The organism is Hoeflea sp. TYP-13, assembly GCF_040932035.1.
GTDB lineage: Bacteria > Pseudomonadota > Alphaproteobacteria > Rhizobiales > Rhizobiaceae > Hoeflea_A.
In genome coordinates this window covers 603,996-628,423 of record NZ_JBFRBB010000001.1, presented here as the reverse complement: position 1 = coordinate 628,423, position 24,428 = coordinate 603,996, and the positions used below count along the sequence as shown (strand labels likewise).

The window sequence follows — 24,428 nt, the reverse complement described above, 5'->3', positions numbered from 1 at the left end:
CGCAAATCAGGACGTGTCCGCCAGCTTCGGGCCGTTTATTCCATTTTTCTGAACACGGCAGGTCGGCGACGGAAAGATCTGACAATTGTCCGATCAGGCCCCGGTTTCGTCGCTCCAGCCTTCGTCGCGATGGGTGCCGTCGCAAAACGGCTTGTTGCCGGATTTGCCGCACCGGCACAGCACATATTTTTTCTCGGACTGTCCTTGCGCCCAGTATCCGGCTTCGACCGGAACATTGCTCACCCGGTAGGGACCGTCCTTTTCGACCGTAATGCAGACATCCCCGTTGGCAACCAGCTCGGCCCGACCGCCTGTTTCACTGTAGCGCAACGCACCGGACGGACAGGCCTGCATGACTTCATGGATGTCCTCCCTGGTGCCGTTGTCGGGCTGTATCCACGGCTTTTGCTTCGGATTGAAAACCGCCGCCGCGCGGCGTCCGCATTCGCCGGCATGGGAGCATAAAAGCATGTTGTAATAGACGGTGACGTCCTTGCCTTCATAGGCGCGGACCTTGTCCTTTGCCGCGACATCGGAACCGGCGCTTTCAAAGCCGATGTTTTTATGGGTTCCATCGCAAAAGGGCTTGTTTTGCGAGCCTCCGCAACGGCAAAGCGCCATCACCGGCTTCGCCTCCGCGGCCGTGCCGTCTGCAAGCCGCAGATCGCTCAGGTTCTTGACCACGAGCGGACCGTTTTCGCGCTGTTCGATAATGACCTTGTCGTCGCTCATAACCATGCCTCCCATCGTTGCCGGCTATGATGACCGAATTGCTACGCTGGTCAATCGTGCGGTGACATCACAAATGCGTTTACATTTCTTCAAAGCTGGACATGACGGCATGTGCTCCGGCTCCGTGCAGCCGCTGTTTCAGCCCGTCATCGGCATGGCCGCCTCCGGTAAAGCCCCAGACGGTCATGCCGGCCGCGGCGCCTGCAATGACGCCGTTTTCGCTGTCCTCGATCACCAGGCACCCGGCAGGCTCAACGCCGAGTCTGTGTGCGGCCATGAGAAACAGATCCGGTGCCGGCTTGCCGTTCTCGACCTCTTCGCCGGAATAGATATGCGGGTGGAAGCGGCGGTGAATGCCGGTGATTTCGAGCTTCATGTGGAGCGCATCTAGGGCGCTTGAGGACGCGACGGCCTTCGCGCCTTCATGGTGTTCAAGCAGCGTTTCGACGCCGTCGATAAGTTCCAGTTCCGTTTGCAGCCGCTCGAGACATTCTGCTTTGAGTTTGCCGGCAAAATCAGCGGGGAGCGCCCTACCTGTCTTTGCAATATGATCGTTGCCCAGTTCGCTCAGATAGTCGGCGGTCTTCAAACCCATGAAACGGCGCTGATATTCGGCCCTGTCATAGGAAAGGCCGATGCGTTCAAGGTGCTCGCGCTCAACGGCAAGAAAGATCTTTTCCGAATCCACCAGCACGCCGTCGCAATCGAAGATAATTGCCGAAAATGCCATGGCCGGTGGGTTCTCCCTGTTATCTTTCAGTCCATACCGACGGGACATTTACCTGCCAGCCGCGCCGCTCGAGCTCAGGCGTATCCTTATATTCCAGCGGATAGCCGACGCACAGATAGGCAGTGAATTTCCACTTTTGCGGCACATCCAATATCGCGTTCATGATCGCCGGGTCGAGGATCGACACCCAGCCGACGCCGACATTCAACGCCCGTGCGGCCAGCCACAGCGTGTGGATTGCCATGACGGTCGAATAGGTCAGCGTTTCGGGCATGGTCTGGCGGCCGAGCCCGCAGCCCTCTGCCGGGTCGGCATCGGTGAACACTGCGTAGTGCACAGGCGCTTCGCGCAGGCCCGCAAGCTTGAGCGCGACGTATTTTTCCCGTTTCGGATCGTCGTAGATGAGGCTCGCCCGCCGGTTTTCACTTTCGAAGGTTTTTGCGACGGATGATCGTTTTTCAGCGTCATTGACACGCACAAAGCGCCAGGGGCGGCTGTTGCCGACGGAAGGTGCGAAATCAACCGATGCCTCGATCTGCTCCAGAATTTGGGGATCGATCGCGTCGGTGCTGAAATGCCGGATGTCGCGGCGCCATCGCAGAATATCTGCAAGGTGCTCGCGATGTTCGGACGACAGTTTCATCTTTGCGCAATCGCTCTTGACGGGTGCTGGCGGAACCGGAGTTCCGGGTTCGGAATGAGCCGGTGCCCGACGCAACAGCGTGGCAGCGGGACAGGTACTCTCCTTTTTTATGAATTACGCCCGCGACGCAATCGCCAAAGCGATTTAATTGCGTGTCAGCGCGACATATCCCCGGCAGCATGGAGCAGCCAGCCGCGCAACAGGATTGCTTCGGGCGTCATCCGGTCCGCATTTTCACTGCGCAATAGATAAAGACCCTGGTCCACCGCGAGTTCATGATCGGACGCACGAACCAGACGGCCGTATTGAAGGTAGGGATCAACGAGGCGCTTTTGCAGCAAGGCGAAACGGTTGCCGCTGGCTGCCAATTCTGCGGCGGCCATGGAGGAATCCAAACGCACGTGCGGCAGCCTTTCCGAAACCCCCACACCGTGTGCTGCAAAATAGAGGCTCCAATGATCTTCCGTGCCGAGGACATGGATGAGCGGTTGCTCCGCCAATTCGCTTGCCGTCATGGCCCTGTGCGCACACGCGGAAGGGCTGCAGACAGGCAGAACCGGATCGCGCAAAACAAGCTCCGCTCTGTATCCGGGCCAATGGCCGTGGCCGAGCCTGAATTCAAGATCGGTTTCGTCTGCAGCCAGCCTGTCCGCCCAAACCGAACTCACCAGCCTGACCTCAATGTCGGAATATTGCGTCATGAACCCGTCGATTAGCCGGGTTAGCCAAAGGGCCGAATAGGAAACCGGGGCTCGCACTGTCACCACCGCCTCGCCGCTGGGGCCAAAGATGCCTGACGTCGAACCGAGGATCATGTCGAAGGCCTTGCGCACAGACGGCAGATAGGCCTTGGCGTTCTCAGTCAGCCTCAGCCCCCGCGGCAGCCGCTCGAACAGCGAATAGCCGAGATGTCGCTCCAGCATGCGCACCCGATGGCTTACCGCGGACTGGGAAAGGTGCAGTTCCTCCGCAGCCGAAGCGAAGCTTTCATGCCGTGCAGCAGCCTCGAACGCCTGAAGGGCGGGAAGTGGCGGAAGTCCATTTCTCATAACAGGCCAAGGATAGGCGGCCGGATTGGATTTAGCCACCAATAATTACTAGCCTAAGGCCGTTAAGCATTCGTTTGACGCTGGTCTTATTCAATCGCATCCTGATGCGGCGTCCAATATCAGGAGAGACAGATGATGACATCCGGGAACCCCGCCATCAGGCTCGACAATGCGCAGCTGGCCGCTTTCGAACAAGACGGATTTCTGGCTATCGAGAAACTACTCGACGACGCGGACCTCGCGCCTCTGGAAGCCGAATATGATGCACTTTTGGATCGCGTCGCGGGCGAACTTTACGCCAACGGAGACATTCGGGCGCGCCATGAGGAACTACCTTTCGGCAGGCGCTTTTGCCAGGTACTGGCCGATTATCCTGACCTGCACCGCCACTTCAACATCTCGCTGCCGCTGATCAACGGGCCGGTTGATCCGGAAACCTATCGTATGCACACGGGAGCGGCCGTCTTCAAAACCTTGCGTAACGGCAAGATCCTCGATCTCGTGGAGCAACTCATCGGGCCGGAGATCTATGTGAGCCCGGTGCAGCAGATGCGTATGAAACCACCGGAACGGCAGCTTTCCGAAAGCAACGCCCAGCACTCCAATGTCGGAGCGACGACGTGGCACCAGGATATTGTCGCACTGCTTCCTGAAGCCGACGAAACGGAGCAGGTGACCGTCTGGGTCGCGGTGACGGAAGCGACGGTCGAAAACGGTTGCCTCGTCTCTGTGCCGGGTTCGCACCGGGAGGGCCCCAAGACCCATTGCTCGAATCTCGCGCTCGCCTCCGAGCCGCAGGTGCCGGGCAAGCTGATGGAGGGACGCGAGGCCGTGCCCCTGCCTGTCAAGCGCGGCGGCGTTGTGCTGTTTCACAAGATGAATGTTCACCGGGCGCTGCCTAACCGTTCGAACGATCTGCGCTGGAGCATGGACCTGCGCTACCACCCGACCGGCCAAGCTTCCGGCCGTCCCGCATTTCCAGGCTTCATTGCCCGCAGCCGTTCCGATCCCTCTGCTGAACTACACGATCCCGCCACCTGGGCGCAAAGATGGGATGAAGCACGCGAAGCCATTGTCAGCGGCCGGTATCAAGGCCGCGTTTTCGAAGACACGCGCTGGAACGACGCGGCGGTTTGCTGATCAGGCCTGTTCCGAGCGGACAAAGGGCAGCATGCTTCGCAGCACCCGGTCCTTGCATGTGATGTTGCGGGCGGTGAGGAGCAGGTTGTGTTCGCCGGCTGAAACCTGACCGAGCTGATTCCTACTGCAACGCCGCGCGGATCATTTTCTGACAGCGCGCGGCCATGAAATCGATGAACAGGCGCAGCTTGGGATCCTGGAAATCCTTGTGCGGGAAGATCACCGCGAGTTTGGCCGGTGTCGGCGGATGTTGCGGCAATATTTCGATCAACTGGCCGGAATTGATAAAACGCTGGACCTCGAAGCGCGGCTTGTTGACGATGCCGTGGCCGGCAAGCGCCCATTCCATCAGCACGTCGCCATCGTCGGAATCGAATACGCCGCTGACCTCCACCTTGCGCACCCCCTCATCCGTCTGCAGCGTCCAGACGAACTCACTGGAACCGGGAAACCGCAACAGCAGGCAGTTGTAGTCGTCGCGCAGAAGGTCATCGATCGTCTCCGGTGTACCGGCTTTCTTGATATAATCGGGCGAAGCACAAAGCACCCGGTCGCAATCCATAAGCCCGCGCATGCGCAAGCTGGAATCCTCGATGACACCCAGCCGGAAGGCAAGGTCGATGCTTTCCTTCAGTATATCGACATTGTGGTCCGAAAGCCGCAGCCGCACCTCGATATCGGGGTACTGTTCGTGAAATTCCGGTATGCCGGAGGCAATGAAGCGGCGGCCGAAGCCAAGCGGCGCCGTCACCCGGATCACGCCCTTCGGCTGTCCCGAAACGGAAGCGATTGAGGCTTCGGCATCTTCGACAGCCTGGATGATGCGGCCGGCGCCGCGATAGAAGATCTTGCCATGCTCGGTCGGCGTCAATTGCCGCGTTGTGCGGTTGAACAGCCGCACGCCGAGATATTTTTCCAATTCCTTGACACGGTTGCTGGCAACCGCCGGAGAGATTCGTAAATCGCGCCCAGCGGCAGACAAATTACCGAGTTCGACGACGCGCAGGAACACTTTGATATTTTCAAAATACGACATGGGGCGATCCTATGATTATTTAGAAAATTTTGAAAGTCATCCGGGGAGTCGCCACTTTCTTTCAAGTGACGCGACCGGCAGAATACGGCAAACAATAGGGGAATTCTCATGTACGACTTTGCCATTGCCTGGGACTGGCTATCCTTTGCCGCGCGCTGGCTGCACGTCATCACGGCCATCGCCTGGATCGGATCGTCCTTTTATTTCATTGCGCTCGACCTTGGCCTGCGCCAGCGTCCGGGACTTCCCGAAGGGGCGTTCGGGGAAGAATGGCAGGTTCACGGCGGCGGGTTCTACCACATCCAGAAATACCTGGTGGCACCGGCCGAGATGCCGGAACACCTGACCTGGTTCAAATGGGAATCCTACATGACCTGGATTTCCGGCTTCGCGCTGATGGCAATTGTCTATTATGCCGGTGCCGATCTTTATCTCGTCGACCCTGCAGTGCTCGACATTTCAGCGCCGGTCGCGATCCTGATTTCCATTGCTTCGCTGGCATTCGGCTGGATTGCCTACGACTTCGCCTGCAAGGCGTTCCTGGGCAAGAGCGATACTCTGCTGATGGTGTTCCTGTACATCGTCCTCGTCGCCATGGCCTGGGGTTATACCCATGTGTTTACCGGCCGCGCTTCTTTCCTGCATCTTGGCGCATTTACGGCGACCGTCATGTCGGCCAACGTCTTCATGGTCATCATTCCAAACCAGAAGGTTGTGGTTGCCGACCTCATTGCCGGGCGCAAGCCCGACCCGAAATACGGCAAGATCGCCAAACAGCGTTCGACGCACAACAACTACCTCACCCTGCCGGTGATCTTCCTGATGCTGTCGAACCATTATCCGCTGGCCTTTGCGACGGAGTACAACTGGGTGATCGCTTCGCTCGTCTTCCTGATGGGCGTTACCATCCGCCACTGGTTCAACACCCGGCATGCCCGCAAGGGCAACCCGACCTGGACATGGCTTGTCACCGTTGTCCTGTTCATCATCATCATGTGGCTGTCGACGGTTCCGAAGGTGCTGACCGGCGAGACGGACGAAGCCACAGCGCCGGTTGCGCCCGCCTTCGCGCGCTTTGCCGACAACGTCCACTTCGAAGAGGCAAAGGACATCGTCCTGTCACGCTGTTCGATGTGCCATTCGCAGGAACCCGTCTGGGAGGGTATAATCGTGCCGCCAAAGGGCGTCCTTCTTGAAAACGACGCCGAAATCGCAGCGCAGGCACGCGATATTTACCTGCAGGCGGGCAGAAGCCACGCCATGCCGCCGGCAAACATAACCATGATCGAACCGGAGGAGCGCAAGATGCTCGTTGCCTGGTTCGAAGATTCGATTGCCGCCAAACCGGAGCAAAATTAGTGACTGCAAGACTGATCAGAGGACGGCTTCTGTCGTTCAGGGATGCACCCAAAGGGATCGACGACACCACATCCTATGTTTACGAGGAAGACGGCGCGATCCTGACCGATAACGGTATTATCGTTGCATCCGGCGATTATGCCGCCGTCAAGGGTAAGGCACCCGCCGATGTGGTCGAGACGGATCATCGTCCGCATCTCATCACCGCCGGCTTCATCGATACCCACATCCATTTTCCGCAGATGCAGGTGATCGGCTCCTATGCCGCCGCACTGCTCGAATGGCTCAACAACTACACATTTGTGGAAGAGCAGCGCTTTGCCGACACAGCGCACGCTGCGCGGATCGCAACGGCCTTTTTCGACGAACTGGTACGCCACGGCACAACGACCGCCGTCACATACTGCTCGGTCCACAAGACCTCTGCCGATGCGTTTTTCACCGAAAGCCACAGGCGCAATCTGCGCATGATCGGCGGCAAGGTGATGATGGACCGCAACGCACCGCCCGGCCTGCTCGATACGCCACAGACCGGCTATGACGACACCAAGTCGGTGATTGAAAGCTGGCACGGTAAGGGCCGCCAGATGGTGGCCATCACGCCGCGCTTCGCGATCACCTCGACACCCGAACAGATGGAAATGGCCGGCACGCTGGTGCGCGAACACCCGGACCTGCACATGCAGACTCACCTTTCCGAAAACCGTGCGGAAATCGAGTTCACCCAGGAGCTCTATCCGTGGAGCAAGGACTACACGGATGTCTATGAGCACTATGGACTGCTCGGACCGAAAAGCCTGTTCGGTCACTCGATCCATCTGAGCGATCGCGAGGCGGACGCCATGTCGGAAAGCGGATCTGTCGCGGTCTTCTGCCCGACATCGAACCTCTTCCTGGGCAGCGGCCTCTTCGGCCTCAAGACCCTCGACGAGCGTGACAATCCGGTGCGCATCGCGGTAGCGACGGATGTCGGTGGCGGCACCAACTATTCCATGCTGCGCACCGTCGACGAAGGCTACAAGGTGCTGCAGTTGCAGGGCCAGCGTATGACGCCGCTGGAGAGCTTCTACCGCATCACGCTCGGCAATGCCCGCGCGCTGTCGCTGGAAGACAAGATCGGCTCGCTAGAACCCGGCCGGGAGGCGGATATCGTCGTACTCGACGCCTGCGCAACACCGGCAATGGCACTGAAGATGGAAGCCGTGACCAAGCTGACGGAAGAGCTTTTCCTCTTACAGACGCTCGGCGACGATCGCGCTATCGTCGAAACCTACGTTGCCGGCGAGCCTGCGAAAAGCGTACTTTAAGTAACGCAAGCCTTAAAACAGCAAAACCCGCCAAGGTGTTGAAACCATGGCGGGTTTTTTGTCTGCATTTTTGTGCAGATTTGGAGGATCAGCTGCCGCGGTAAGTCGAATAGCCGTAAGGCGAAATCAGCAGCGGAACGTGATAATGCGCCCCGGCATCGGCAATGCCGAAGCGGATCGGGATAACATCGAGAAACGCGGGTTCCTGCAAGGCTACGCCGCTTTGCCTCAGATAGTCGCCGGCGTGGAACACGAGTTCATACTCGCCAACGGCAAGCGTTTCACCGGCAAGCAACGGCGCATCGCAGCGTCCGTCACTGTTTGTCTCGACGGTTTTGATGTGCGTGCGCGCATCGCCGTCCAGGGAATATAGATCGATGGACAAGCCAGCCGCCGGGTTTCCGGAGGCTGTGTCGAGAACATGTGTCGTCAACCGTCCTGTTTCTGAGGCCATAAGTTTCTCCGTTGTTTTGCGGGCGCCGCCCGAAAGCGGCGCCCATGGTTTGTCAGGCGTCGCCTTCCAGCTCCTCGGGCAGGACTGCATTGAGCACCACTGCCAGGAATGCGGCCGGAAGAATGCCGGATGTCAAAAGCACTTTCAGCGTCTGATCGAGATGCTGCAGCGCGTCGGGAACAAGCTGCAGGCCGAGACCGACCGACAGCGACACGGCAAAGATGACCATGTTGCGGCGGTTCCATTTGACGTCTGACAGCATGTTGATGCCGGCCGCGGCAACCATGCCGAACATGACAACGACGCCGCCGCCCAGAACCGCGATCGGCATGGACGAGATCACAGCGCCGACCTTCGGAACCAGGCCCGCGATGATCAGGAAGATAGCGCCGATCGTCACGACATGGCGGCTCATCACACCGGTCATCGAAATCAGTCCGACATTCTGGCTGAAGGATGTATTCGGCAGACCGCCGAAGAGACCTGCGATGAACGATCCGGCGCCGTCGGCATACGTCGCGCCGGCAAGTTCCTTGTCGGTCGCCTCTCTGTTCGCGCCACCCTTGGTGATACCCGACACGTCCCCTACGGTCTCGATTGCGGAAACGATGGCCATGAGACAGATGCCGATGATGGCCGCGACATTGACTTCAAAACCGAATTTCATCGGCTGCGGAACCATGAACCAGGAAGCCCGGGCTATGTTTCCGAAACTGACCTCACCCAGCAATATGGCAAAGACATAGCCTACCATCAGGCCGATGAGCACAGCCGCTGCCGACATCATGCCCCTGGCGAAGAACTTGATGCCAAGCGTTACGATGATCACCACCAGCGCCATGCCCCAGTGATTGAGCCCGCCGAACTCGGGCTTGCCCATCAGCGGCACGCCGCCGGCGGAATACTGGATACCGACCCGGATCAGCGAAAGCCCGATCATCAGGACGACAAGACCAGTGACAAGCGGCGGCAGCAGATAGCGGATACGCCCGATGATCGTGCCAAGGAAGAAGTGGAATATGCCGCCGATGACAATGCCGCCGAAAAGGGCGGCCATGCCCGACGTCTTAACGATCGGGATCATGACGGGCAAAAACGCAAAGCTGGTCCCCTGAACAACCGGCAAGCGGGCACCGACCGGACCAACGCCGATGGTCTGAAGCAATGTAGCAATACCGGAAAATATCATCGCGATCTGGATCATGTAGATCATGTCGCTGATGTCGGGCGAGCCGAAGCCGAAGCCGGCAGCGCCCGCTATGATGATCGCTGGCGTAAAGTTCGAAACGAACATCGCCAGGATGTGCTGGATGCCCAGCGGAATGGCCACCGCAAGCGGGGGCGTATATTCTGGATTGGTTAGATCGCCACCTTTGGCGGCGGTTTCATCTGTCATCGTATTCCCCTCGGTAAATCAGCTTGAAAATGCAAAACAGGCACTCTTGAGCGGTGCCTTCAACGTCTGCGCCAAGCCTGTGACCGGATCCAACCGGCCGGTTAAGTCCAATCAGCCTCCTCAATTGTATAGGGAGCCTGATAGGACTGCTCCTCGAGGTTGGATCCGCTTCCATCGCGGTCAACCACGAGAAATTCGCTGACCTTGTTCAATGCCATTAACGGATGGTGCCACACATTGGGGCGGTAGTTTACGCCCTGGCGCCCGTGTGCGAGAAACGCCTGTGGATGGCCCGGCTTTCCGTTGTCGTCTTCAGCGGCGATCACCAGCCATGGTCTGTCGGCAAGGGGAAAAAACGCCTGACTGCCCAGTGGGTGACGCTCCATCATATCAACGGAATAGGGGAACGTTCTTGGCTGACCGCGAAACAAACTGACAATCGCCGTGCCTTCGCGATCAATCTCGGCATGCGCAAGCGCGTGGAAGCGCTCAGTGGTGCCCTCGTTGATCATTCTGAGTTCGGCGCCCTCAATTTCGAGAACTTCGCCGAAGGGTGCAAAGTTCTCGCGTGTCAGGGGCTTTATCATCAGAGCGTTGTTCATGTCGGGTCTTGCCGCCTATTCCGGCAATATGGCTTCGAGCCGTAATCGAGCGATCTTCTCGACCTGCTTGCAGGCCGTGTCGAATTCTTCGTCTTCGCTGTTGGAAATACGTGTGCGGAATGCCGACAGAATGTCGTCCTTGTCCAGTCCCTTGACCGCGATAATGAATGGAAAACCGAAGCGGCGCATATAGTCCGAATTCAGACGCGTGAACTCGGTATGTTCGGCCTCGCTCAGGCGGTCGAGACCGGCGCCGGCCTGTTCCGACTTGGATTCGTCCGTCAACTCGCCCGCGATCGCCAGCTTGCCGGCAAGATCAGGGTGGGCGAGGAGCACGTCGCGGCGCTCTTCTTTCGTTGCTTCGCGGAAAATCGCGCAAAGGGCGGCATGAACGGCACCGGCGCGCAACGGATCATACACGGCACCTGAATCATAGGCGCGCTCTGCAATCCACTGCGAGTGCTCGAATACGCCACCGCATTGCGACAGGAATGAACTGCGCGCCGTCATTCAATTTCTCCGGTCGGTTTATGATTTTCATGCCAGTGGCGGGCGATATCGATCCGGCGCGGCACCCAGGCCTTTTCGTGCGAGGCGACATAATCGAGGAAGCGGGCGAGCGCCGCCGCCCTTCCCGGCCGTCCGACCAGCCGGCAGTGCAGCCCGACGGACATCATCTTCGGTGCGCCGGCTTCGCCTTCGGCATAAAGCACGTCAAAACTGTCTTTGAGGTAGGTATAAAACTGGTCTCCGCTGTTGAAGCCCTGCGGCGTTGCGAAGCGCATGTCATTGGCGTCCAGCGTGTAGGGAATGATGAGATGCGGGCCTTTCGGTCCTTTTACCCAATAGGGAAGATCGTCGGCATAGGCGTCGGACGAATAGAGGAAACCGCCCTCTTCAATCGCCAGATCGGCGGAATGGATCGAACTGCGGCCCGTGTACCAGCCGAGCGGGCGCTCACCGGTGACCTCGGTGTGAATGCGGATCGCCTCGCGCATATGCTCGGCTTCTTCTTCACGGGTGAAATCGCGGTATTCGATCCATTTGAGGCCGTGGGACGCTATTTCCCAGTCGGCTTCCTTCATACCGGCGACAACTTCGGGATTCTTCTCCATCGCGGTGGCGACACCGTAGACGGTGACCGGCATCTGCCGGTCGGTGAACATGCGCCACAGGCGCCAGAATCCAGCGCGCGATCCATATTCATAGATGGATTCCATGTTCATGTGGCGTTGGCCGGGCCAGGAGGCGGCGCCGACGATTTCAGACAGAAAAGCCTCTGATCCCGCATCGCCATGCAGGATGTTGTTTTCGCCGCCTTCTTCGTAATTGATCACGAACTGGACCGCGACATTGGCCCCTCCGGGCCATTTCGGATCCGGTGTGTTGCGGCCATAGCCGATCATGTCGCGTGGATATTTCGACACCAACAATGCTCCCAAATTGTTTGCGCAACGGTAACACCGATGCGGCGAAAACTCGACGCTTCAAACCCCCGGCTTTTATTGAAACTGTTTCACCATTCATGGTTTTCCGGGCGGTGATTTTTCTTCCGCGCAGCACCAATACTCGTCTTATCCCGTTGTATTTTATATAGTATTTTTGATCTTGAATTTCGATCTTCGCAAAACAGGTTCAGGCACTGGCCTGTGGATCACGCTGCTGCTGAGCAGGCAGCCGGGCAAGAACAACCCCTCCCGCGATGACCAGAACGGCCCCGAATACCTCAAAGAAGCCGAGGTGTTGGTCAAAGGCGACGAAGCCGAGAACGGCTGAAATCGGAATGGCAGCATAACCGACCGGCACGACGATGACGGCGTCGGCGTTCTGGAATGCCTTGATCCAGCAAAACTGACCAAGCAGCGCGAGAGGACCGATCGACAGCAGCCAGATGAGGTCGGCGCCGCTGAGTGGTTTCCAGACCCAGAAGGCCGGGATCGCCAGCATGATAACGGCCAGAATGTTCACATAGAGCATGATCAGAATGGGCCGGTCCCGGTCGGTCAGGAATTTGATGAAGAAAAGCTCCGCACCCGACAACACCGCACCGGCAATCGCAATGCCAACGCCAATTGAGGATGTGCCGGCTGCACCCGTTCCGACATCGGCCCGGGCGATCATCATCGCCCCCGCAAGGCATGTCATCGCCGCCAACCAGTGCATGGGACCGGCGCGCTCTTTCAGAAGGACCACAGCAAGGATCATGGCGATGACGCCATTGGTCAGGCCGATCGCCGTCGCGTCCTCATAGGCCATGAAGAGCGGCGCTGAAATGATGCATATCTCGCCAAGCACGCCGCTCGCGGCACGGGCAATATGAATACCCGGAATGGCGCTTTTCAACCCTGAAAATCCGCGTTGAATGATGAGAACGGCGCAGCAGATCACCACAGCCGCACCGGCATAGCGCATGAACACGATCTGGATCGGGTCGGCCTTCGAGCCGACGAATTTTGCCGATGCGAATATCAAGGTGAATATGAAAGCCGCGCTGAGCGTCCAGAGCAGTGCCCGAAGGGTCGAGACGTTCAGGTTCAAATTTTCTCCGATCCGCTCGCAATATTGCCGGGATCAGCCTATCGATTGCGTATTCAAATGCAATCGCAATCAGACATCTATCAAGGGATGATTACCCGGCAACGCTATCTGCGTGTTGATGCTTGCAAAATGGCATCAACGAGTTCTTTGCCGGCTGCTTCGACCGTACCGCTGTTATCGATTACGACGGCGCCGGGCCAAGGTGAACCGAGGCTTGCACTGCGGTCGAGGCGGCGGCGAATTTCGGCTTCGCTTTCCCTGCCGCGCAAAGCCAATCGGCGGGCAATCACTTCGGGCGAAGCGGTAATGCTGATAACGACAAAATTTGCATAGCGCCCGGCAAGCCCCTGAAGCGCTGCCCTCGAACCGTTGCAGACGGCACATTGTCCGGCGCGGATGCGCTCGTCGATCTCAACCGGAAGACCGTATTTCAACCCGTGGGCGTCCCAGCTAAAGGCAAATCGGCCGTTTCTCGCCTGTTCCTCGAACTGCCCGGGCGTAGCCGGAATATGGTCTTCCGTTGCGCCATCTGCCGGGCGGGTGATAACGCGGCGAACGAAAAACATCTCGTCGCGGCCGCCGAGCGCGTTGCGGGCAAAGTTCATCAGCGTGTCCTTGCCGGCGCCACTCGGTCCGACGACGGCAACGAAGACGCCGCCCGTTACCCGCGCATCGCTGTTTTGTGGCTTTTCGGCAGAGGCCGACATCACGCCACCCGGCGGCCTTCCCGCCAGACCGTGCGCACGACGGGAACATGGTGATCGACACAGACACGCACAAGGTCTGCGCGCTTGCCGACGGCAATTTCACCGCGATCATCCAATCCGCAGGAACGGGCAGGATTTTTAGAAACCATGCATATCGCCTCTGGCAATGTGATGCTGTCAACGCGTTCACCGAGCGCAAACGCCGACTGGATGAGGCTGAAGGGGATATAGTCGGAGGAAAGGATGTCGAGAAGCCCGTGCTCGGCAAGTTCGCCGGCGGCGACATTGCCCGAATGGGAGCCGCCCCGCACAACATTGGGTGCGCCCATCAAAACGGCGAGACCGGCTTGCTTCGAGGCCCTGGCGGCTTCGAAAGTTGTCGGAAACTCGGCCACCTGTATTCCCTGCTCGACGGCCTCATCCACATGTTCGAGCGTTGCATCATCATGACTCGCAAGCACAATGCCGAGATCCCGACAGGCCTCAGAAATAGCCTTGCGGTTGCGGTCCGAATTCGCTTCGGAATCGGCAATGCGCTTTTCGCAGAACGCCTTGAACGCCTCATCGGACATTTTCAGCTTGCCCTGGTAGTAGATGCTGTAGGCCTCCAGATTGCGGAACTGGCGCTGCCCCGGTGAATGATCCATCAGCGAAGCAAGTTTTACCCGGCTGTCGTCTTCGAACTCAGAAAATCCGCTAAAGCAATCGGAAGCCGAAACTTCACAGCGCAAATGCAGGTAGTGATCCGCGCGCAGACGGTCGTTGCGGCACCCGTCATCGATGGCGTCCGCCAGTTTGCGCATGTCCTCGACCGACAGCTCGGCGTCCTCGTCCATGCCGATACGAAGTGCGTCGAAAACCGTGGTGATTCCCGATGAGCAGATTTGCGCGTCATGAGCCAAAACGGCGGCAAAGGGGTTCCAGCGTACCTTTGGACGCGGCGCATAGTGACCTTCCAGATGGTCCGTGTGGAGTTCGACCAGCCCCGGAATGACGAAGTCACCGTCCATATCTTCGGCGACCGCGACGGCGGTCTGACCGCCAATATCCTCGATGCGGCCATCGCGCACCTGGACGGTGCCGTCCACAACCTCGTCCGCCAGGACGATCCTGGCATTTTTCAAAACCAATTCAGACATCATATCCCTGCAATCATACGCATCATTTTATTGTCTAGGCCGAGCGGCGCCTTTCGCCCGCGCTCAGCGGAAAGAGCGAATGCACCCGGAACGGCGCACCGCGCTCCGCCTCGGTAAACAGTGCGATATTTCTGACTTCGACCGGCTCGCTCAAAACCGGATCAAAAAACGCATGCAGCGCCCGCTTCACACGCACTGCGTCGCCGGCATTCACGGGGCCGGTGAGTGTCATGTGAAAGCGGAATTCCTCAAACACATAAGGATAGCCCCAGCGCTGAAGATTGGCCAGCTGCGCGGGCGTCAAATTCTGCGGCGCACGGCGTTCGACCTCCGCTTCGCTCAGTGGCGCACGGAAGCGGTCGAATTCGCGGACGGCGCGTCCGGCAAGTTCGGCGAGTTCGGCCACCGGCTCTTTCGGGACCAGAGCAAAAAACGGGCCGATGCGCCGGATGACAAGACGCGGAATTTCAAACGCAGGCACTGTGGTGGAAAACGCTGTAATTGCGGCAACCAGATCCGCCTCGCTCGTATCCTTTGACAGTTCGAACGGCGCTTTCAATGTGCCGTGAAAACCATAGCGGCGGGGCGCTGCTGTATGGAAGGCGACTTCAGCGTCGTTGAGCCCGGTAATGGCGGGCGCTTCCATGGTTTCGTCCGTGAATGCGTTGCGTCCAAGCCAGTTTGTGGCGATCCGGGTCAGCGGGTCGTTCAACGGTGGAGCGAAATATAGTGCGTAGCGCATCCCATTATCCTGGTTTTTGAGGCATTCCCGCCGGGGTCGCAATTCAGGCTGTTTCGAATCAGTAACACGTCAGTTTGACAAAAATATCGGATGAAACGGTCCTAATTTTCTTTCCGGCCGCGCCCCATCAGACGGCTGCGGATGGCGTTTGATATATTGTCAAAAATGAACACCGTCGCCAGGATCAGCACCACCATATAGGCGACGTTTTCCCAATCGGCGTTGGTGCGCATGGCCTCCCAAAGTTTCAGTCCGATCCCTCCGGCGCCCACCGCGCCAATGATTGTGGCGGAGCGGGTGTTCGATTCCCAGAAATACAGCGACTGGCTTGCGAACACCGGCAGGACCTGCGGCACCACTCCGTAACGCTGGACAAGCACGGGCGCCGCGCCGACGGAGCGTATGCCCTCGCGTTGCCTGTCGTCAATGTTTTCAAGCGCTTCGGAATAGAGTTTGCCGAGGGTTCCGGTATCGGTGAAGAAAATCGCCGAGATGCCGGCCAGGGGCCCGGGACCGAATGCGCGGGTAAAAAACAGTGCCCATATGAGCATGTCGACGCAGCGCAGGAAGTCGAAGAAGCGCTTGAGCAGCTGGTTGACCACCCGGTTGGGGGTGATGTTGCGCGCGGCAGCAAAAGCCAGCGGAAAGGCAAGGAACGTCGCGAACAATGTTCCGACAAATGCCATGACAATCGTCTGCAACAGCTTGATCCACACATCGGCATGCTGCCATTCGGCATTGTAGAGGAAATTGCGCCAGGCAAGCGCAGCATTAGACATCGCCGGATCGATCCGCTCGCCCGAAAAAATCAGTCCAGTGACCTGTGAGAAACTCCTGCCCCAGAACGGCGAGTTGGTGTCGAACCAGAAATTTTCCCAACCGAGGAACCTGTGGCGTATCTTAACCTCGTCGTCTTCGACCTCCAGCGTGCCGGCAAAACCGAACCGCATGAGGATATCCCCATCCGCTTCTTTCTGCACCGCCCATCCGGGCATTTCGCCCCGCGCGTTGACGGTTTCTTCCGGCACAACGTCGATGAGCAGCGTGTCGCCGCGATAGTCGACGGTAACAAGGCCCGGCACGATCCCTATTTTTGCCGATCCTATTTCCAGATCGACCTGTGTGACCACAGTCTGCGAAACCGTTTTGGCCTGCTGCTCGGATGCTGTGGGCACGGGGTCAATGGCCTTTGACGTGTCGCCGCTGCCGCCGTCCTGTGTGCCGGGCGCTCCTTGAACCATGAAGCTGCTGACCGTCGACTTCGTGCTGGTTTCGGTACCGCTGCCAGCCCCGGCATCCACAACGACCTGCCGCTCGACCGTTTCTGTTTTCTTTTGCAGCCAGTGCGGGTCAGGATCCTTTCCGAGCGGTGAGAACCGCGGGAATTCAACGGTGAGATAGTCGCCGTCATATTCGATGTCCGGCCGCGCCTCGTAGCTGATCCAGTCGGCTAGATAGTTTCCCGCGATTCCCCAGTTGCCGTTCGAAAAGGCAGCGCCAATGCCGAACATCGACCAGGCGACAAAGAGGTAGAAAAGAACGACAAGCGCGATGATCGGCGCTCGCCAACGCTCCATTAGCGGGCGGTTGAACACGTCACAGTGGCGCGCGACGATCTCTTCGACGGCCTCGGCAGATATTGTTGTCATTCGTCTATTCCCCGCCGCCAAAGGCGAATGCCTGGTTGCCGACGATGCGCTTGCGCAAATGCGCCGAAAGCTGATCGACGGCAACAATCGTTGCGAAAAGAAGGATGATGATGGCCAGCGTCTTGGCCTCGTGGCCCTGACTGATGGAAAGACGCAGCGATTCCCCGATACCGCCGCCGCCAACCGCGCCGATTATTGTCGAGGCGCGCACGTTGATCTCGAAGCGCAGCAGCGCATAGGAAAGGAAATTCGGCATGACCTGCGGCACGATGCCGAACCAGACGCGTTCGACCCAGTTTCCGCCCGCGGCGCGCAAGCCCTCCTCCGGCCGCATGTCGGCGTTTTCGACCACTTCGAAGAACATCTTGCCGAGCGCACCGATGGTGTGGATGGCAACGGCGATGATCGCAGGGATCGGACCGAGGGATAAAATGGCAAGGAAGAACCCGGCAATGACGATTTCCGGAAAAGCCCTGAGGATTTCCATGAACCGGCGAACGAAGAACCGCAGCCAGCGGCGCGTTGTCAGGTTGGAGGCGGCGAGGAAACATAGCACAAATCCAAATGCGAAACCGATCAGCGTCGCGACGAGCGCGATATTGATGGTCTCCAGCATCTTGTAGACATATTCGGGAATATAGAAGCTGCCTGCGATGTAATGGCGGCCCTCCGGATAGTCGAATTTCAGACTGCCGTCGGCATAGGGAGACGGCAGGTCGAACATGGCGCGCCAGATCTCAAATCCGTCACGCGGGATGAGGTCGCCGATGAAATCGAAGAAGTGCGGCAGGCGGTCGAAGAACTTGCCGGCGTTGGTTTCGTTGGCAAACCACAGCGAGGCTGCAAGAACCGCCATCAGCGCAACGGCCCCGCCCCAGGTATAGAGACGCCGCTTGAACAGCATTTCCTGCCAGTGCCTTTCGGCGATCCGGCCTTCAGCGGAGAGCTGTACCGGAGGGTGGGCTATGGTCATTTGTCGGTATTCCTGCGAAGCGGGTAAGTCGCCGTGGCCTGTGAGTGGCCACGGCGCATTCTGGCTCAGGCCTTTAACTGCCGATTTTCGCTTTGCGCGCGGCGATGATGGTCTTGTAGAAGTTCTCATCGACTTCCGTGAAACCCTTGTAATCACCACCCTGGATGGCACTGAAGCACTCGGCATCCTTTTCGGGCAGCGCCATCATGAAATCCTTGAATTTGGCTTTCATTTCCCGATCCATGGTGGAGCGGATAACGATCGGACCGTTCGGGATTTGAGGAGACTGCCAGACCTGTACCAGATCGCCCATGTCGAGGATGCCCTTGTCGACCATCTTGCGCAGATTGCCGGAGGTGTAGCCGTCTTCGAATTTGCCAACGCCTGAAGACCAGGTGGTACCGGCATCGAAGTTGCCTTTGACCACTTCGAGAACCAGGTTCTCATGACCGCCGCCAAAGCCGGTCTCACCGAAATATTCATCGATGGTGGTGCCGACATCGCCGGGCAGAGAAACACTCGGAACGAGGAAACCGGAAGTGGAGTCCGGATCGGCGAAACCAAGTTTCTTGCCCTTCATGTCATCGAGCGACCTGATGCCGGAATCCTTGCGGGCGACCATGACGGAGTAATAGCCCGTAGAACCGTCCGTCTGGATTGTCGTCAGGATCGGCTCTACGGCCTTCGGATCGGCAAGGTAAACCTTGGCATAGCCGGATGCGCCGAGCTCTGCGTAGTCGAGCGTTCCGCCGAGCAAACCCTGGATAACGCCGTCGTAATCGGCTGCCGGGAAGAGCGACACTTTTTCAACGCCAAGCACCGGCGGAAGCGCCTCAACCAGGCACTGGAAGTTGCGCAGCCGGTCGGCTTCGTTTTCACCGCCCAGAATTCCGATGCGAAATTCCCTGAGGTCTTCTGCCTGTGCCATGCCGGCAAGCATGGCGGTAAGTGCAACTGCACCAAGAAGCGTTTTCTTGAACATGGGTTTCTCCTGTCTTATCCCACTCAAATCAAAAGCTGATTTTGTAATTGGCCCTTCACGCGGGCAAAACGATCACGATCCCGGGCCGGTTACGCGGCAGGTACGAGGGGACCAATCGATTGGGTTTCGGCTTTCTTAGACCGGCCAAGGTCCGCGCCAAGACTGGTCGAGGTGACGGATTCCGACAGCTCCGCGCCGTCGGCGCCGTAAATCATCCGCACCGCCTCGCTGGTCAGTTCGCTCGCCGGCCCGTCGAAAACAACCTTCCCGGCGGCCATGCCAATGACGCGTTCGCAATAGGTCCGCGCGGTGTCGAGCGTGTGAAGATTGGTGATCACCGTGATCCCCTCCTCCCGATTAATACTTTTCAGCGAATCCATGACAATCTGCGCATTGAGAGGATCGAGGGAGGCGATGGGTTCGTCGGCCAGCAGCATTTTAGGCCGTTGCATCAGGGCTCTGGCGATTGCCACGCGCTGCTGTTGCCCACCGGAGAGCGTGCCGGCACGCTGCAGCGCCGTCTGCGCGATGCCCAGCCGCTCAAGTGCCATTATTCCCATGGCGCGTTCCTCGCGTGAAAAGGAAGCGGCCAGATTCAGCAGTGTGGACCGGTGATTAAGCCGGCCCAGCAGCACATTCGTCAGTACATTGAGCCGAGGCACGAGATTGAACTGCTGGAAAATCATCGCACAGTCGCGCTGCCAGTGGCGGAGCTCCGCCCCCTTGAGGGATGAAACCCGGGTCTCGTTGAAGCGGATAATTCCGTCGCTTGGATCGATCAGCCTGTTGAGCATTCTCAAAAGGGTCGATTTGCCTGCACCAGAACGGCCGATGACACCCACCATCTGCCCTTGCGGGATTGCGACCGACACATTGTCAACGGCGGCAAACTCGCCAAACCGGCGGGTTACGTTTTCAAGCTTCAACATCGGCGACCCCGGATCCTGTGAACATTAATTCCTAGGGGTATCGGTTAGAGCCCGCGCATGACCGCGCAATGTCAGTTTGATGTCACAAATATTACAATCCACAGTGCCGGCAGGTTATCCACTGAAACCAGACCAATACATTGTAAAAGCACGGCAATCCCGCTGACGAGGCCAGCGGGACCGGTGGAATTTTCAAACCGCCTGAATTTTCCGTCAGGCGTATTTTTCCAAAAAAAGCTCAGCGGTCAGGGAACGGAAATCCGCCAGCGCTTCATGCAGGCGGTCATGCTCCCAGTCCCACCAGGCCAGCGCATCCATTTTAGCCGCGGTATCTTCCGGAAAACGCCGCGGGATCATCGTCGCCGGTACACCGCCGACTATGGTGAAAGGCGCGACATCCCTTGAAACCACGGCTCCCGCACCGACCACGGCGCCATTACCGATCGTGACGCCAGGGAGCAATATCGCACCGTGACCGATCCACACATCGTGGCCGATGGTGACCGTGCCCTCGCGGCGCCACTCAAAGAATTCCTCTTCGTGGCTTTCGCCATCGAAATAGTCCCCTGCCCGATAGGTGAAATGATGCTGCGTCGCCCGCCAGGTCGGATGGTTCGTCGCATTGATGCGCACATGGCTTGCGATATTGACGAACTTGCCGATTTGGGCGGCCCAGGCTTCGCTGTCGCGAATGATGTAGGAGTAATCGCCCATTGCGCATTCGACCATGCGGCAGCGTTCGTCGACCTCGGTATACCTGCCGAGGGTACAATCCCGCACAATGGCGGTTTCGTGGATCATCGGCCGTTCGGAGAGGTTCTTCATCAGGCGGCTTCCTTACCGGCTCGAAATTCGGAGACATCGATGATCCGGTCGGCGACTTCCTCACGCACGTCCTGGTCATGGAAGATGCCAAGCAGTGCGGTACCGGCCTTTTTTTTGGCGCGGATCAGGTCGACCACGACTGCCCGGTTCGCCGCATCGAGCGATGCGGTCGGCTCGTCAAGCAGAAGCAGCGGATGATCGGTAATGAAGCCGCGCGCAATATTGACACGCTGCTGCTCTCCACCTGAAAAGGTTGCCGGTGGTAATGACCACAAACGCTCCGGCAGGTTGAGTTTTTCGAGCAGTGCCCTGGCACGCTCGCGTGCTTCATCCTGGGATATGCCTCTTGCTAACAAGGGTTCGGCGACAACATCCATGGCGGAAACGCGCGGAACGGTGCGCAGGAACTGGCTGACATAACCGATGACGTCGCGGCGGATATTCAGAACCGTGCGCGGGTCGGCGCTTGCTATGTCGACTGTTACATTGCCGTGCGTGATGAGGATCTGGCCACTGTCCACGGAGTAGTTTCCGTAAAGCATCTTGAGAATGGAGCTCTTTCCAACCCCGGATGGTCCGCCGAGAACTGCGCACTCACCGGCGGTAACCGAGAAATTTACGTCCTTCACGACCGGCAGCTTGATGCCGTCGCGCAGATGCATGGTGAAGCTCTTGGCAACTTCGGAAACAACGAGAGGTGTTGGCATTTCGGAGCTCCTACACTTGCAGAATCGAGGACACGAGCAACTGCGTATAGGGCTCGCGCGGATCATCGAGCACACGGTCGGTCAATCCGTGTTCGATCACATTGCCGTCCTTCATCACCATCATGCGGTGGGACAGAAGCCGGGCAACGGCAAGGTCATGGGTGACGACAATAGCGGCAAGGCCGAGATCGTTGACAAGGCCGCGCATAAGATCGAGCAGCCGTGCCTGTACGGAAACGTCGAGCCCGCCAGTCGGCTCGTCCATGAACACCAGCCGCGGGCCGGTTACGAGGTTGCGGGCGATCTGCAGACGCTGGCGCATGCCGCCGGAAAAGTCGCGCGGCTGATCGTCGATGCGGTCGGCCTCGATTTCCACCCGGTCGAGCCACTGCGTGGCCGAACTGCGTATATTTCCATAATGGCGATCGCCGATCGCCATCAGCCGCTCGCCGACATTGGCGCCGGCCGAAACCGTCATACGCAGACCATCAGCCGGATTCTGGTGCACAAAACCCCAGTCGGTGCGCATCAGAAAGCGCCGCTCGGCCTCGCCCATGCGGTAAAGGTCGCGGAATTTGCCGTCGCGCATGCAGTATTCGACCGTGCCGGAAGTCGGCATAAGGCGTGTTGATATGGCGTTGAGCAAGGTTGTCTTACCGGATCCGGATTCGCCGACGACGGCCAGGACCTCGCCCGGCCACAATTCAAATGAGACGTCCCGGCAGCCGACGCGGCTTCCGTAAAACTTGGTTACTGCGCTAACGCGCAAGAGTGGATGGTCGCTCATTGTGCAGTCTCCGCACTGTCGCCCGCGAGAGGGCCGACATGGCCTTCGTCACGGCGTTTTTCGCAATAGTCGGTGTCGGAGCAGACGAACATGCGCCCACCATGATCATCGAGAATAACCTCATCGAGATAGACGCCCTGGGCCGCGCAAAGGGCGCAAGGTTCGTCGAATTTCTGCACTTCGAAAGGGTGATCCTCAAAATCGAGGCTCACGACGTCAGTATAGGGCGGGATGGCGTAGATGCGTTTTTCCCGGCCGGCGCCGAACAATTGCAACGCTCGCGATTTGTGCATCTTGGGATTATCGAATTTCGGCGTCGGTGACGGATCCATCACATAACGCCCCTCGACCTTGACCGGATAAGCATAGGTCGTTGCGATGTGCCCGTTCCTGGCGATGTCCTCGTAGAGCTTGACGTGCATGAGGCCATATTCTTCAAGCGCATGCATCTTGCGCGTTTCGGTTTCGCGCGGTTCAAGAAAACGCAGCGGCTCCGGAATGGGCACCTGATATACAAGGATCTGGCCGTCTGTCAGCGTTTCTTCCGGAATGCGGTGCCGTGTCTGGATGATGGTCGCATCGGCGGTCCTGGTGGTGACCTCGACATTCGCCACTTTCTGGAAAAAGGCGCGGATCGATACGGCGTTGGTGGTGTCGTCCGCGCCCTGGTCTATGACCTTCAGCGTGTCGTCAGGCCCAAGTACCGAAGCCGTGACCTGCACGCCGCCCGTTCCCCAACCATAAGGCATCGGCATTTCACGGCTGGCGAAAGGCACCTGATAGCCCGGAATGGCGATTGCCTTCAAAATGGCACGGCGGATCATGCGCTTGGTCTGCTCATCTAGATAGGCGAAATTATAGGTCGCCAGTTGCGTATGGGTGTTCATTCCGCGGCCTCCAGATCATCGCCTTGTGGTGCTTTGCCATCGCGGCCTTCGTCGTATTCGGCGCGCATGCGGCGGACGAGGTCGAGTTCGGCCTGAAAATCAACGTAATGCGGCAACTTCAGATGCTCGACGAAGCCGGTGGCCTGGACATTGTCAGAGTGGGATATGACAAATTCCTCATCCTGCGCCGGCGCCGTCAGGTCTTCGCCGAGTTCGGTGGCGCGAAGGGTTCTGTCGACAAGCGACATGGCCATCGCCTTGCGCTCGCTCTGGCCGAACACGAGACCGTAACCGCGGGTAAATTGCGGCGGCGATTTCGATGAGCCCTGGAACTGCGTGATCATCTGGCATTCGGTCACCTGAATGCGCCCGAGGCTGACAGCAAAGCCGAGCTCGGGAACGTCGATCTCGACTTCCACCTCGCCGATGCGGATTTCACCGGCAAAGGGGTGGCTGCGGGCATAGCCGCGCTGGGTCGAATAACCGAGCGCCAACAGGAATCCTTCGTCGCCGCGCGACAGCGCCTGCAGCCGGACGTCGCGGGTCATCGGAAACTCCATCGGTGTGCGGGTCAAATCGCCGGTCTGATGATCGTCCGGAAGGTTGCCATCGCCCTCGATCAGGCCTTCATGGGCAAGGATCTCGGATACACGCGGCGTGCGCCCGGTCTCGGCATAGCGCCGTTTCGGCGCGTCAACCGCCTCGTCACCCATCAGTTCCGGATCGAGAAGGCGGTGGGTGTAGTCGAATGTCGGACCCAGAAGCTGGCCGCCCGGCAGATCCTTGTAGGTCGCCGAAATGCGCCGCTCGATCAGCATGTTGCCGGTATCGATGGGGTTGGAATATCCGAAGCGCGGCAGTGTCGTGCGGTAGGCGCGAAGCAGGAAGATCGCCTCGATCATGTCGCCGCGCGCCTGCTTGAAGGCAAGCGCGGCCAGTTCGCGGTCATAGAGTGAGCCTTCGCTCATGATCCGGTCGACGGCAAGACCAAGCTGTTCGACAATCTGTTCGATATGCATGGCTGGAACCGAACGGTCGCCGCGCCTGCGATCCGCCAGGAGCTGGTGTGCGTTGCTGATGGCGGCTTCACCGCCCTTTACGGCTACATACATGGC

The 24,428-nt window shown here is 58.6% G+C and carries 26 protein-coding genes; 3 read left to right on the top strand and 23 right to left on the bottom strand.

The window, feature by feature from the left end:
* Nucleotides 1-93: 93 nt before the first annotated feature.
* The 4 genes from ABVT35_RS02850 to ABVT35_RS02835 form a co-directional block, all read right to left on the bottom strand.
* Nucleotides 94-732 carry a CDGSH iron-sulfur domain-containing protein gene (locus ABVT35_RS02850; RefSeq protein ID WP_368464765.1) on the bottom strand — a complete coding sequence of 213 codons (639 nt, stop codon included), beginning with the start codon at nucleotides 730-732 and terminating at the stop codon, nucleotides 94-96.
* 79 nt (nucleotides 733-811) lie between these two features.
* Nucleotides 812-1,462 (bottom strand): HAD family hydrolase, encoded by a 651-nt coding sequence (locus ABVT35_RS02845; RefSeq protein ID WP_368464764.1) that lies wholly within the window; start codon nucleotides 1,460-1,462, stop codon nucleotides 812-814.
* Between the two features lie 19 nt (nucleotides 1,463-1,481).
* A complete protein-coding gene (gene bluB / locus ABVT35_RS02840) occupies nucleotides 1,482-2,105 on the bottom strand; it encodes a 5,6-dimethylbenzimidazole synthase (protein WP_368464763.1) in 624 nt (207 codons plus the stop codon).
* 155 nt (nucleotides 2,106-2,260) lie between these two features.
* Nucleotides 2,261-3,154 (bottom strand): LysR substrate-binding domain-containing protein, encoded by an 894-nt coding sequence (locus tag ABVT35_RS02835; protein WP_368464762.1) that lies wholly within the window; start codon nucleotides 3,152-3,154, stop codon nucleotides 2,261-2,263.
* 132 nt (nucleotides 3,155-3,286) lie between these two features.
* Here ABVT35_RS02835 and ABVT35_RS02830 point away from each other — a divergent pair, with 132 nt between their 5' ends.
* Nucleotides 3,287-4,294 carry a phytanoyl-CoA dioxygenase family protein gene (locus tag ABVT35_RS02830; RefSeq protein ID WP_368464761.1) on the top strand — a complete coding sequence of 336 codons (1,008 nt, stop codon included), beginning with the start codon at nucleotides 3,287-3,289 and terminating at the stop codon, nucleotides 4,292-4,294.
* A 121-nt stretch (nucleotides 4,295-4,415) separates the two neighbouring features.
* Here ABVT35_RS02830 and ABVT35_RS02825 read toward each other — a convergent pair whose 3' ends face one another.
* Nucleotides 4,416-5,330 carry a LysR family transcriptional regulator gene (locus tag ABVT35_RS02825; protein WP_368464760.1) on the bottom strand — a complete coding sequence of 305 codons (915 nt, stop codon included), beginning with the start codon at nucleotides 5,328-5,330 and terminating at the stop codon, nucleotides 4,416-4,418.
* A 108-nt stretch (nucleotides 5,331-5,438) separates the two neighbouring features.
* Here ABVT35_RS02825 and ABVT35_RS02820 point away from each other — a divergent pair, with 108 nt between their 5' ends.
* Together ABVT35_RS02820 and guaD are read left to right on the top strand one after the other, a co-directional pair.
* Nucleotides 5,439-6,689, top strand: a complete 1,251-nt coding sequence (locus ABVT35_RS02820; RefSeq protein WP_368464759.1) for a urate hydroxylase PuuD — start codon at nucleotides 5,439-5,441, stop codon at nucleotides 6,687-6,689.
* Complete coding sequence (gene guaD / locus ABVT35_RS02815; RefSeq protein WP_368464758.1) at nucleotides 6,689-7,996, top strand: guanine deaminase; 1,308 nt, start codon at nucleotides 6,689-6,691, stop codon at nucleotides 7,994-7,996. The genes ABVT35_RS02820 and guaD overlap by 1 nt, the downstream gene beginning before the upstream one ends.
* Nucleotides 7,997-8,084: 88 nt before the next feature.
* On the opposite strand, the gene uraH is transcribed toward guaD, so the two are convergent.
* The 18 genes from uraH to ABVT35_RS02725 form a co-directional block, all read right to left on the bottom strand.
* Entirely contained in the window at nucleotides 8,085-8,450 is a 366-nt protein-coding gene (uraH, locus tag ABVT35_RS02810) for a hydroxyisourate hydrolase (RefSeq protein WP_368464757.1), read from the bottom strand.
* 52 nt (nucleotides 8,451-8,502) lie between these two features.
* Complete coding sequence (locus ABVT35_RS02805; protein ID WP_368464756.1) at nucleotides 8,503-9,846, bottom strand: uracil-xanthine permease family protein; 1,344 nt, start codon at nucleotides 9,844-9,846, stop codon at nucleotides 8,503-8,505.
* Nucleotides 9,847-9,947: 101 nt separating this feature from the next.
* The gene (locus ABVT35_RS02800) at nucleotides 9,948-10,448 is read right to left on the bottom strand and encodes an ureidoglycolate lyase (protein WP_368464755.1); all 501 of its coding nucleotides are present in this window, start codon (nucleotides 10,446-10,448) and stop codon (nucleotides 9,948-9,950) included.
* A 15-nt stretch (nucleotides 10,449-10,463) separates the two neighbouring features.
* Nucleotides 10,464-10,958 (bottom strand): 2-oxo-4-hydroxy-4-carboxy-5-ureidoimidazoline decarboxylase, encoded by a 495-nt coding sequence (gene uraD / locus ABVT35_RS02795; protein ID WP_368464754.1) that lies wholly within the window; start codon nucleotides 10,956-10,958, stop codon nucleotides 10,464-10,466.
* Entirely contained in the window at nucleotides 10,955-11,875 is a 921-nt protein-coding gene (gene puuE, locus ABVT35_RS02790; RefSeq protein ID WP_368464753.1) for an allantoinase PuuE, read from the bottom strand. The genes uraD and puuE overlap by 4 nt, the downstream gene beginning before the upstream one ends.
* Before the next feature lie 208 nt (nucleotides 11,876-12,083).
* Entirely contained in the window at nucleotides 12,084-12,986 is a 903-nt protein-coding gene (locus ABVT35_RS02785) for a DMT family transporter (protein WP_368464752.1), read from the bottom strand.
* 104 nt (nucleotides 12,987-13,090) lie between these two features.
* Complete coding sequence (gene phnN / locus ABVT35_RS02780; RefSeq protein ID WP_368464751.1) at nucleotides 13,091-13,693, bottom strand: phosphonate metabolism protein/1,5-bisphosphokinase (PRPP-forming) PhnN; 603 nt, start codon at nucleotides 13,691-13,693, stop codon at nucleotides 13,091-13,093.
* Entirely contained in the window at nucleotides 13,693-14,835 is a 1,143-nt protein-coding gene (locus ABVT35_RS02775) for an alpha-D-ribose 1-methylphosphonate 5-triphosphate diphosphatase (RefSeq protein WP_368464750.1), read from the bottom strand. Before ABVT35_RS02775 ends, phnN begins: the two co-directional genes overlap by 1 nt.
* A 31-nt stretch (nucleotides 14,836-14,866) precedes the next feature.
* The gene (locus ABVT35_RS02770; protein WP_368464749.1) at nucleotides 14,867-15,574 is read right to left on the bottom strand and encodes a DUF1045 domain-containing protein; all 708 of its coding nucleotides are present in this window, start codon (nucleotides 15,572-15,574) and stop codon (nucleotides 14,867-14,869) included.
* A gap of 101 nt (nucleotides 15,575-15,675) precedes the next feature.
* The gene (gene phnE, locus ABVT35_RS02765; protein WP_368466259.1) at nucleotides 15,676-17,151 is read right to left on the bottom strand and encodes a phosphonate ABC transporter, permease protein PhnE; all 1,476 of its coding nucleotides are present in this window, start codon (nucleotides 17,149-17,151) and stop codon (nucleotides 15,676-15,678) included.
* Between the two features lie 76 nt (nucleotides 17,152-17,227).
* Nucleotides 17,228-18,196, bottom strand: coding sequence for a phosphonate ABC transporter, permease protein PhnE (gene phnE / locus ABVT35_RS02760; protein WP_368464748.1), 969 nt, complete (start codon nucleotides 18,194-18,196; stop codon nucleotides 17,228-17,230).
* A gap of 73 nt (nucleotides 18,197-18,269) precedes the next feature.
* Complete coding sequence (gene phnD, locus ABVT35_RS02755; protein ID WP_368464747.1) at nucleotides 18,270-19,178, bottom strand: phosphonate ABC transporter substrate-binding protein; 909 nt, start codon at nucleotides 19,176-19,178, stop codon at nucleotides 18,270-18,272.
* Nucleotides 19,179-19,267: 89 nt separating this feature from the next.
* Nucleotides 19,268-20,107, bottom strand: a complete 840-nt coding sequence (gene phnC, locus ABVT35_RS02750; protein ID WP_368464746.1) for a phosphonate ABC transporter ATP-binding protein — start codon at nucleotides 20,105-20,107, stop codon at nucleotides 19,268-19,270.
* Nucleotides 20,108-20,320: 213 nt separating this feature from the next.
* Entirely contained in the window at nucleotides 20,321-20,932 is a 612-nt protein-coding gene (locus ABVT35_RS02745) for a DapH/DapD/GlmU-related protein (protein ID WP_368464745.1), read from the bottom strand.
* Nucleotides 20,932-21,639, bottom strand: a complete 708-nt coding sequence (gene phnL / locus ABVT35_RS02740; protein WP_368464744.1) for a phosphonate C-P lyase system protein PhnL — start codon at nucleotides 21,637-21,639, stop codon at nucleotides 20,932-20,934. Before phnL ends, ABVT35_RS02745 begins: the two co-directional genes overlap by 1 nt.
* Nucleotides 21,640-21,649: 10 nt before the next feature.
* Complete coding sequence (gene phnK, locus ABVT35_RS02735) at nucleotides 21,650-22,426, bottom strand: phosphonate C-P lyase system protein PhnK (protein ID WP_368464743.1); 777 nt, start codon at nucleotides 22,424-22,426, stop codon at nucleotides 21,650-21,652.
* Complete coding sequence (locus ABVT35_RS02730) at nucleotides 22,423-23,313, bottom strand: alpha-D-ribose 1-methylphosphonate 5-phosphate C-P-lyase PhnJ (RefSeq protein WP_368464742.1); 891 nt, start codon at nucleotides 23,311-23,313, stop codon at nucleotides 22,423-22,425. Before ABVT35_RS02730 ends, phnK begins: the two co-directional genes overlap by 4 nt.
* Nucleotides 23,310-24,425, bottom strand: coding sequence for a carbon-phosphorus lyase complex subunit PhnI (locus tag ABVT35_RS02725; protein WP_368464741.1), 1,116 nt, complete (start codon nucleotides 24,423-24,425; stop codon nucleotides 23,310-23,312). The genes ABVT35_RS02730 and ABVT35_RS02725 overlap by 4 nt, the downstream gene beginning before the upstream one ends.
* Nucleotides 24,426-24,428 lie beyond the last annotated feature (3 nt).

What these genes read in the sequence shown, in the direction of transcription:
- ABVT35_RS02825 (WP_368464760.1), bottom strand. Translation starts at nt 5,330, where the DNA reads ATGTCGTATTTTGAAAATATCAAAGTGTTCCTGCGCGTCGTCGAACTC.
- phnL (WP_368464744.1), bottom strand. Translation starts at nt 21,639, where the DNA reads ATGCCAACACCTCTCGTTGTTTCCGAAGTTGCCAAGAGCTTCACCATG.
- ABVT35_RS02730 (WP_368464742.1), bottom strand. Translation starts at nt 23,313, where the DNA reads ATGAACACCCATACGCAACTGGCGACCTATAATTTCGCCTATCTAGAT.
- uraH (WP_368464757.1), bottom strand. Translation starts at nt 8,450, where the DNA reads ATGGCCTCAGAAACAGGACGGTTGACGACACATGTTCTCGACACAGCC.
- ABVT35_RS02745 (WP_368464745.1), bottom strand. Translation starts at nt 20,932, where the DNA reads ATGAAGAACCTCTCCGAACGGCCGATGATCCACGAAACCGCCATTGTG.
- ABVT35_RS02770 (WP_368464749.1), bottom strand. Translation starts at nt 15,574, where the DNA reads ATGCGCTACGCACTATATTTCGCTCCACCGTTGAACGACCCGCTGACC.
- phnE (WP_368464748.1), bottom strand. Translation starts at nt 18,196, where the DNA reads ATGACCATAGCCCACCCTCCGGTACAGCTCTCCGCTGAAGGCCGGATC.
- ABVT35_RS02820 (WP_368464759.1), top strand. Translation starts at nt 5,439, where the DNA reads ATGTACGACTTTGCCATTGCCTGGGACTGGCTATCCTTTGCCGCGCGC.
- ABVT35_RS02845 (WP_368464764.1), bottom strand. Translation starts at nt 1,462, where the DNA reads ATGGCATTTTCGGCAATTATCTTCGATTGCGACGGCGTGCTGGTGGAT.
- ABVT35_RS02830 (WP_368464761.1), top strand. Translation starts at nt 3,287, where the DNA reads ATGATGACATCCGGGAACCCCGCCATCAGGCTCGACAATGCGCAGCTG.
- phnK (WP_368464743.1), bottom strand. Translation starts at nt 22,426, where the DNA reads ATGAGCGACCATCCACTCTTGCGCGTTAGCGCAGTAACCAAGTTTTAC.
- bluB (WP_368464763.1), bottom strand. Translation starts at nt 2,105, where the DNA reads ATGAAACTGTCGTCCGAACATCGCGAGCACCTTGCAGATATTCTGCGA.
- phnD (WP_368464747.1), bottom strand. Translation starts at nt 19,178, where the DNA reads ATGTTCAAGAAAACGCTTCTTGGTGCAGTTGCACTTACCGCCATGCTT.
- phnN (WP_368464751.1), bottom strand. Translation starts at nt 13,693, where the DNA reads ATGTCGGCCTCTGCCGAAAAGCCACAAAACAGCGATGCGCGGGTAACG.
- ABVT35_RS02850 (WP_368464765.1), bottom strand. Translation starts at nt 732, where the DNA reads ATGAGCGACGACAAGGTCATTATCGAACAGCGCGAAAACGGTCCGCTC.
- uraD (WP_368464754.1), bottom strand. Translation starts at nt 10,958, where the DNA reads ATGACGGCGCGCAGTTCATTCCTGTCGCAATGCGGTGGCGTATTCGAG.
- ABVT35_RS02725 (WP_368464741.1), bottom strand. Translation starts at nt 24,425, where the DNA reads ATGTATGTAGCCGTAAAGGGCGGTGAAGCCGCCATCAGCAACGCACAC.
- ABVT35_RS02775 (WP_368464750.1), bottom strand. Translation starts at nt 14,835, where the DNA reads ATGATGTCTGAATTGGTTTTGAAAAATGCCAGGATCGTCCTGGCGGAC.
- phnE (WP_368466259.1), bottom strand. Translation starts at nt 17,151, where the DNA reads ATGGAGCGTTGGCGAGCGCCGATCATCGCGCTTGTCGTTCTTTTCTAC.
- ABVT35_RS02835 (WP_368464762.1), bottom strand. Translation starts at nt 3,154, where the DNA reads ATGAGAAATGGACTTCCGCCACTTCCCGCCCTTCAGGCGTTCGAGGCT.
- ABVT35_RS02805 (WP_368464756.1), bottom strand. Translation starts at nt 9,846, where the DNA reads ATGACAGATGAAACCGCCGCCAAAGGTGGCGATCTAACCAATCCAGAA.
- ABVT35_RS02800 (WP_368464755.1), bottom strand. Translation starts at nt 10,448, where the DNA reads ATGAACAACGCTCTGATGATAAAGCCCCTGACACGCGAGAACTTTGCA.
- phnC (WP_368464746.1), bottom strand. Translation starts at nt 20,107, where the DNA reads ATGTTGAAGCTTGAAAACGTAACCCGCCGGTTTGGCGAGTTTGCCGCC.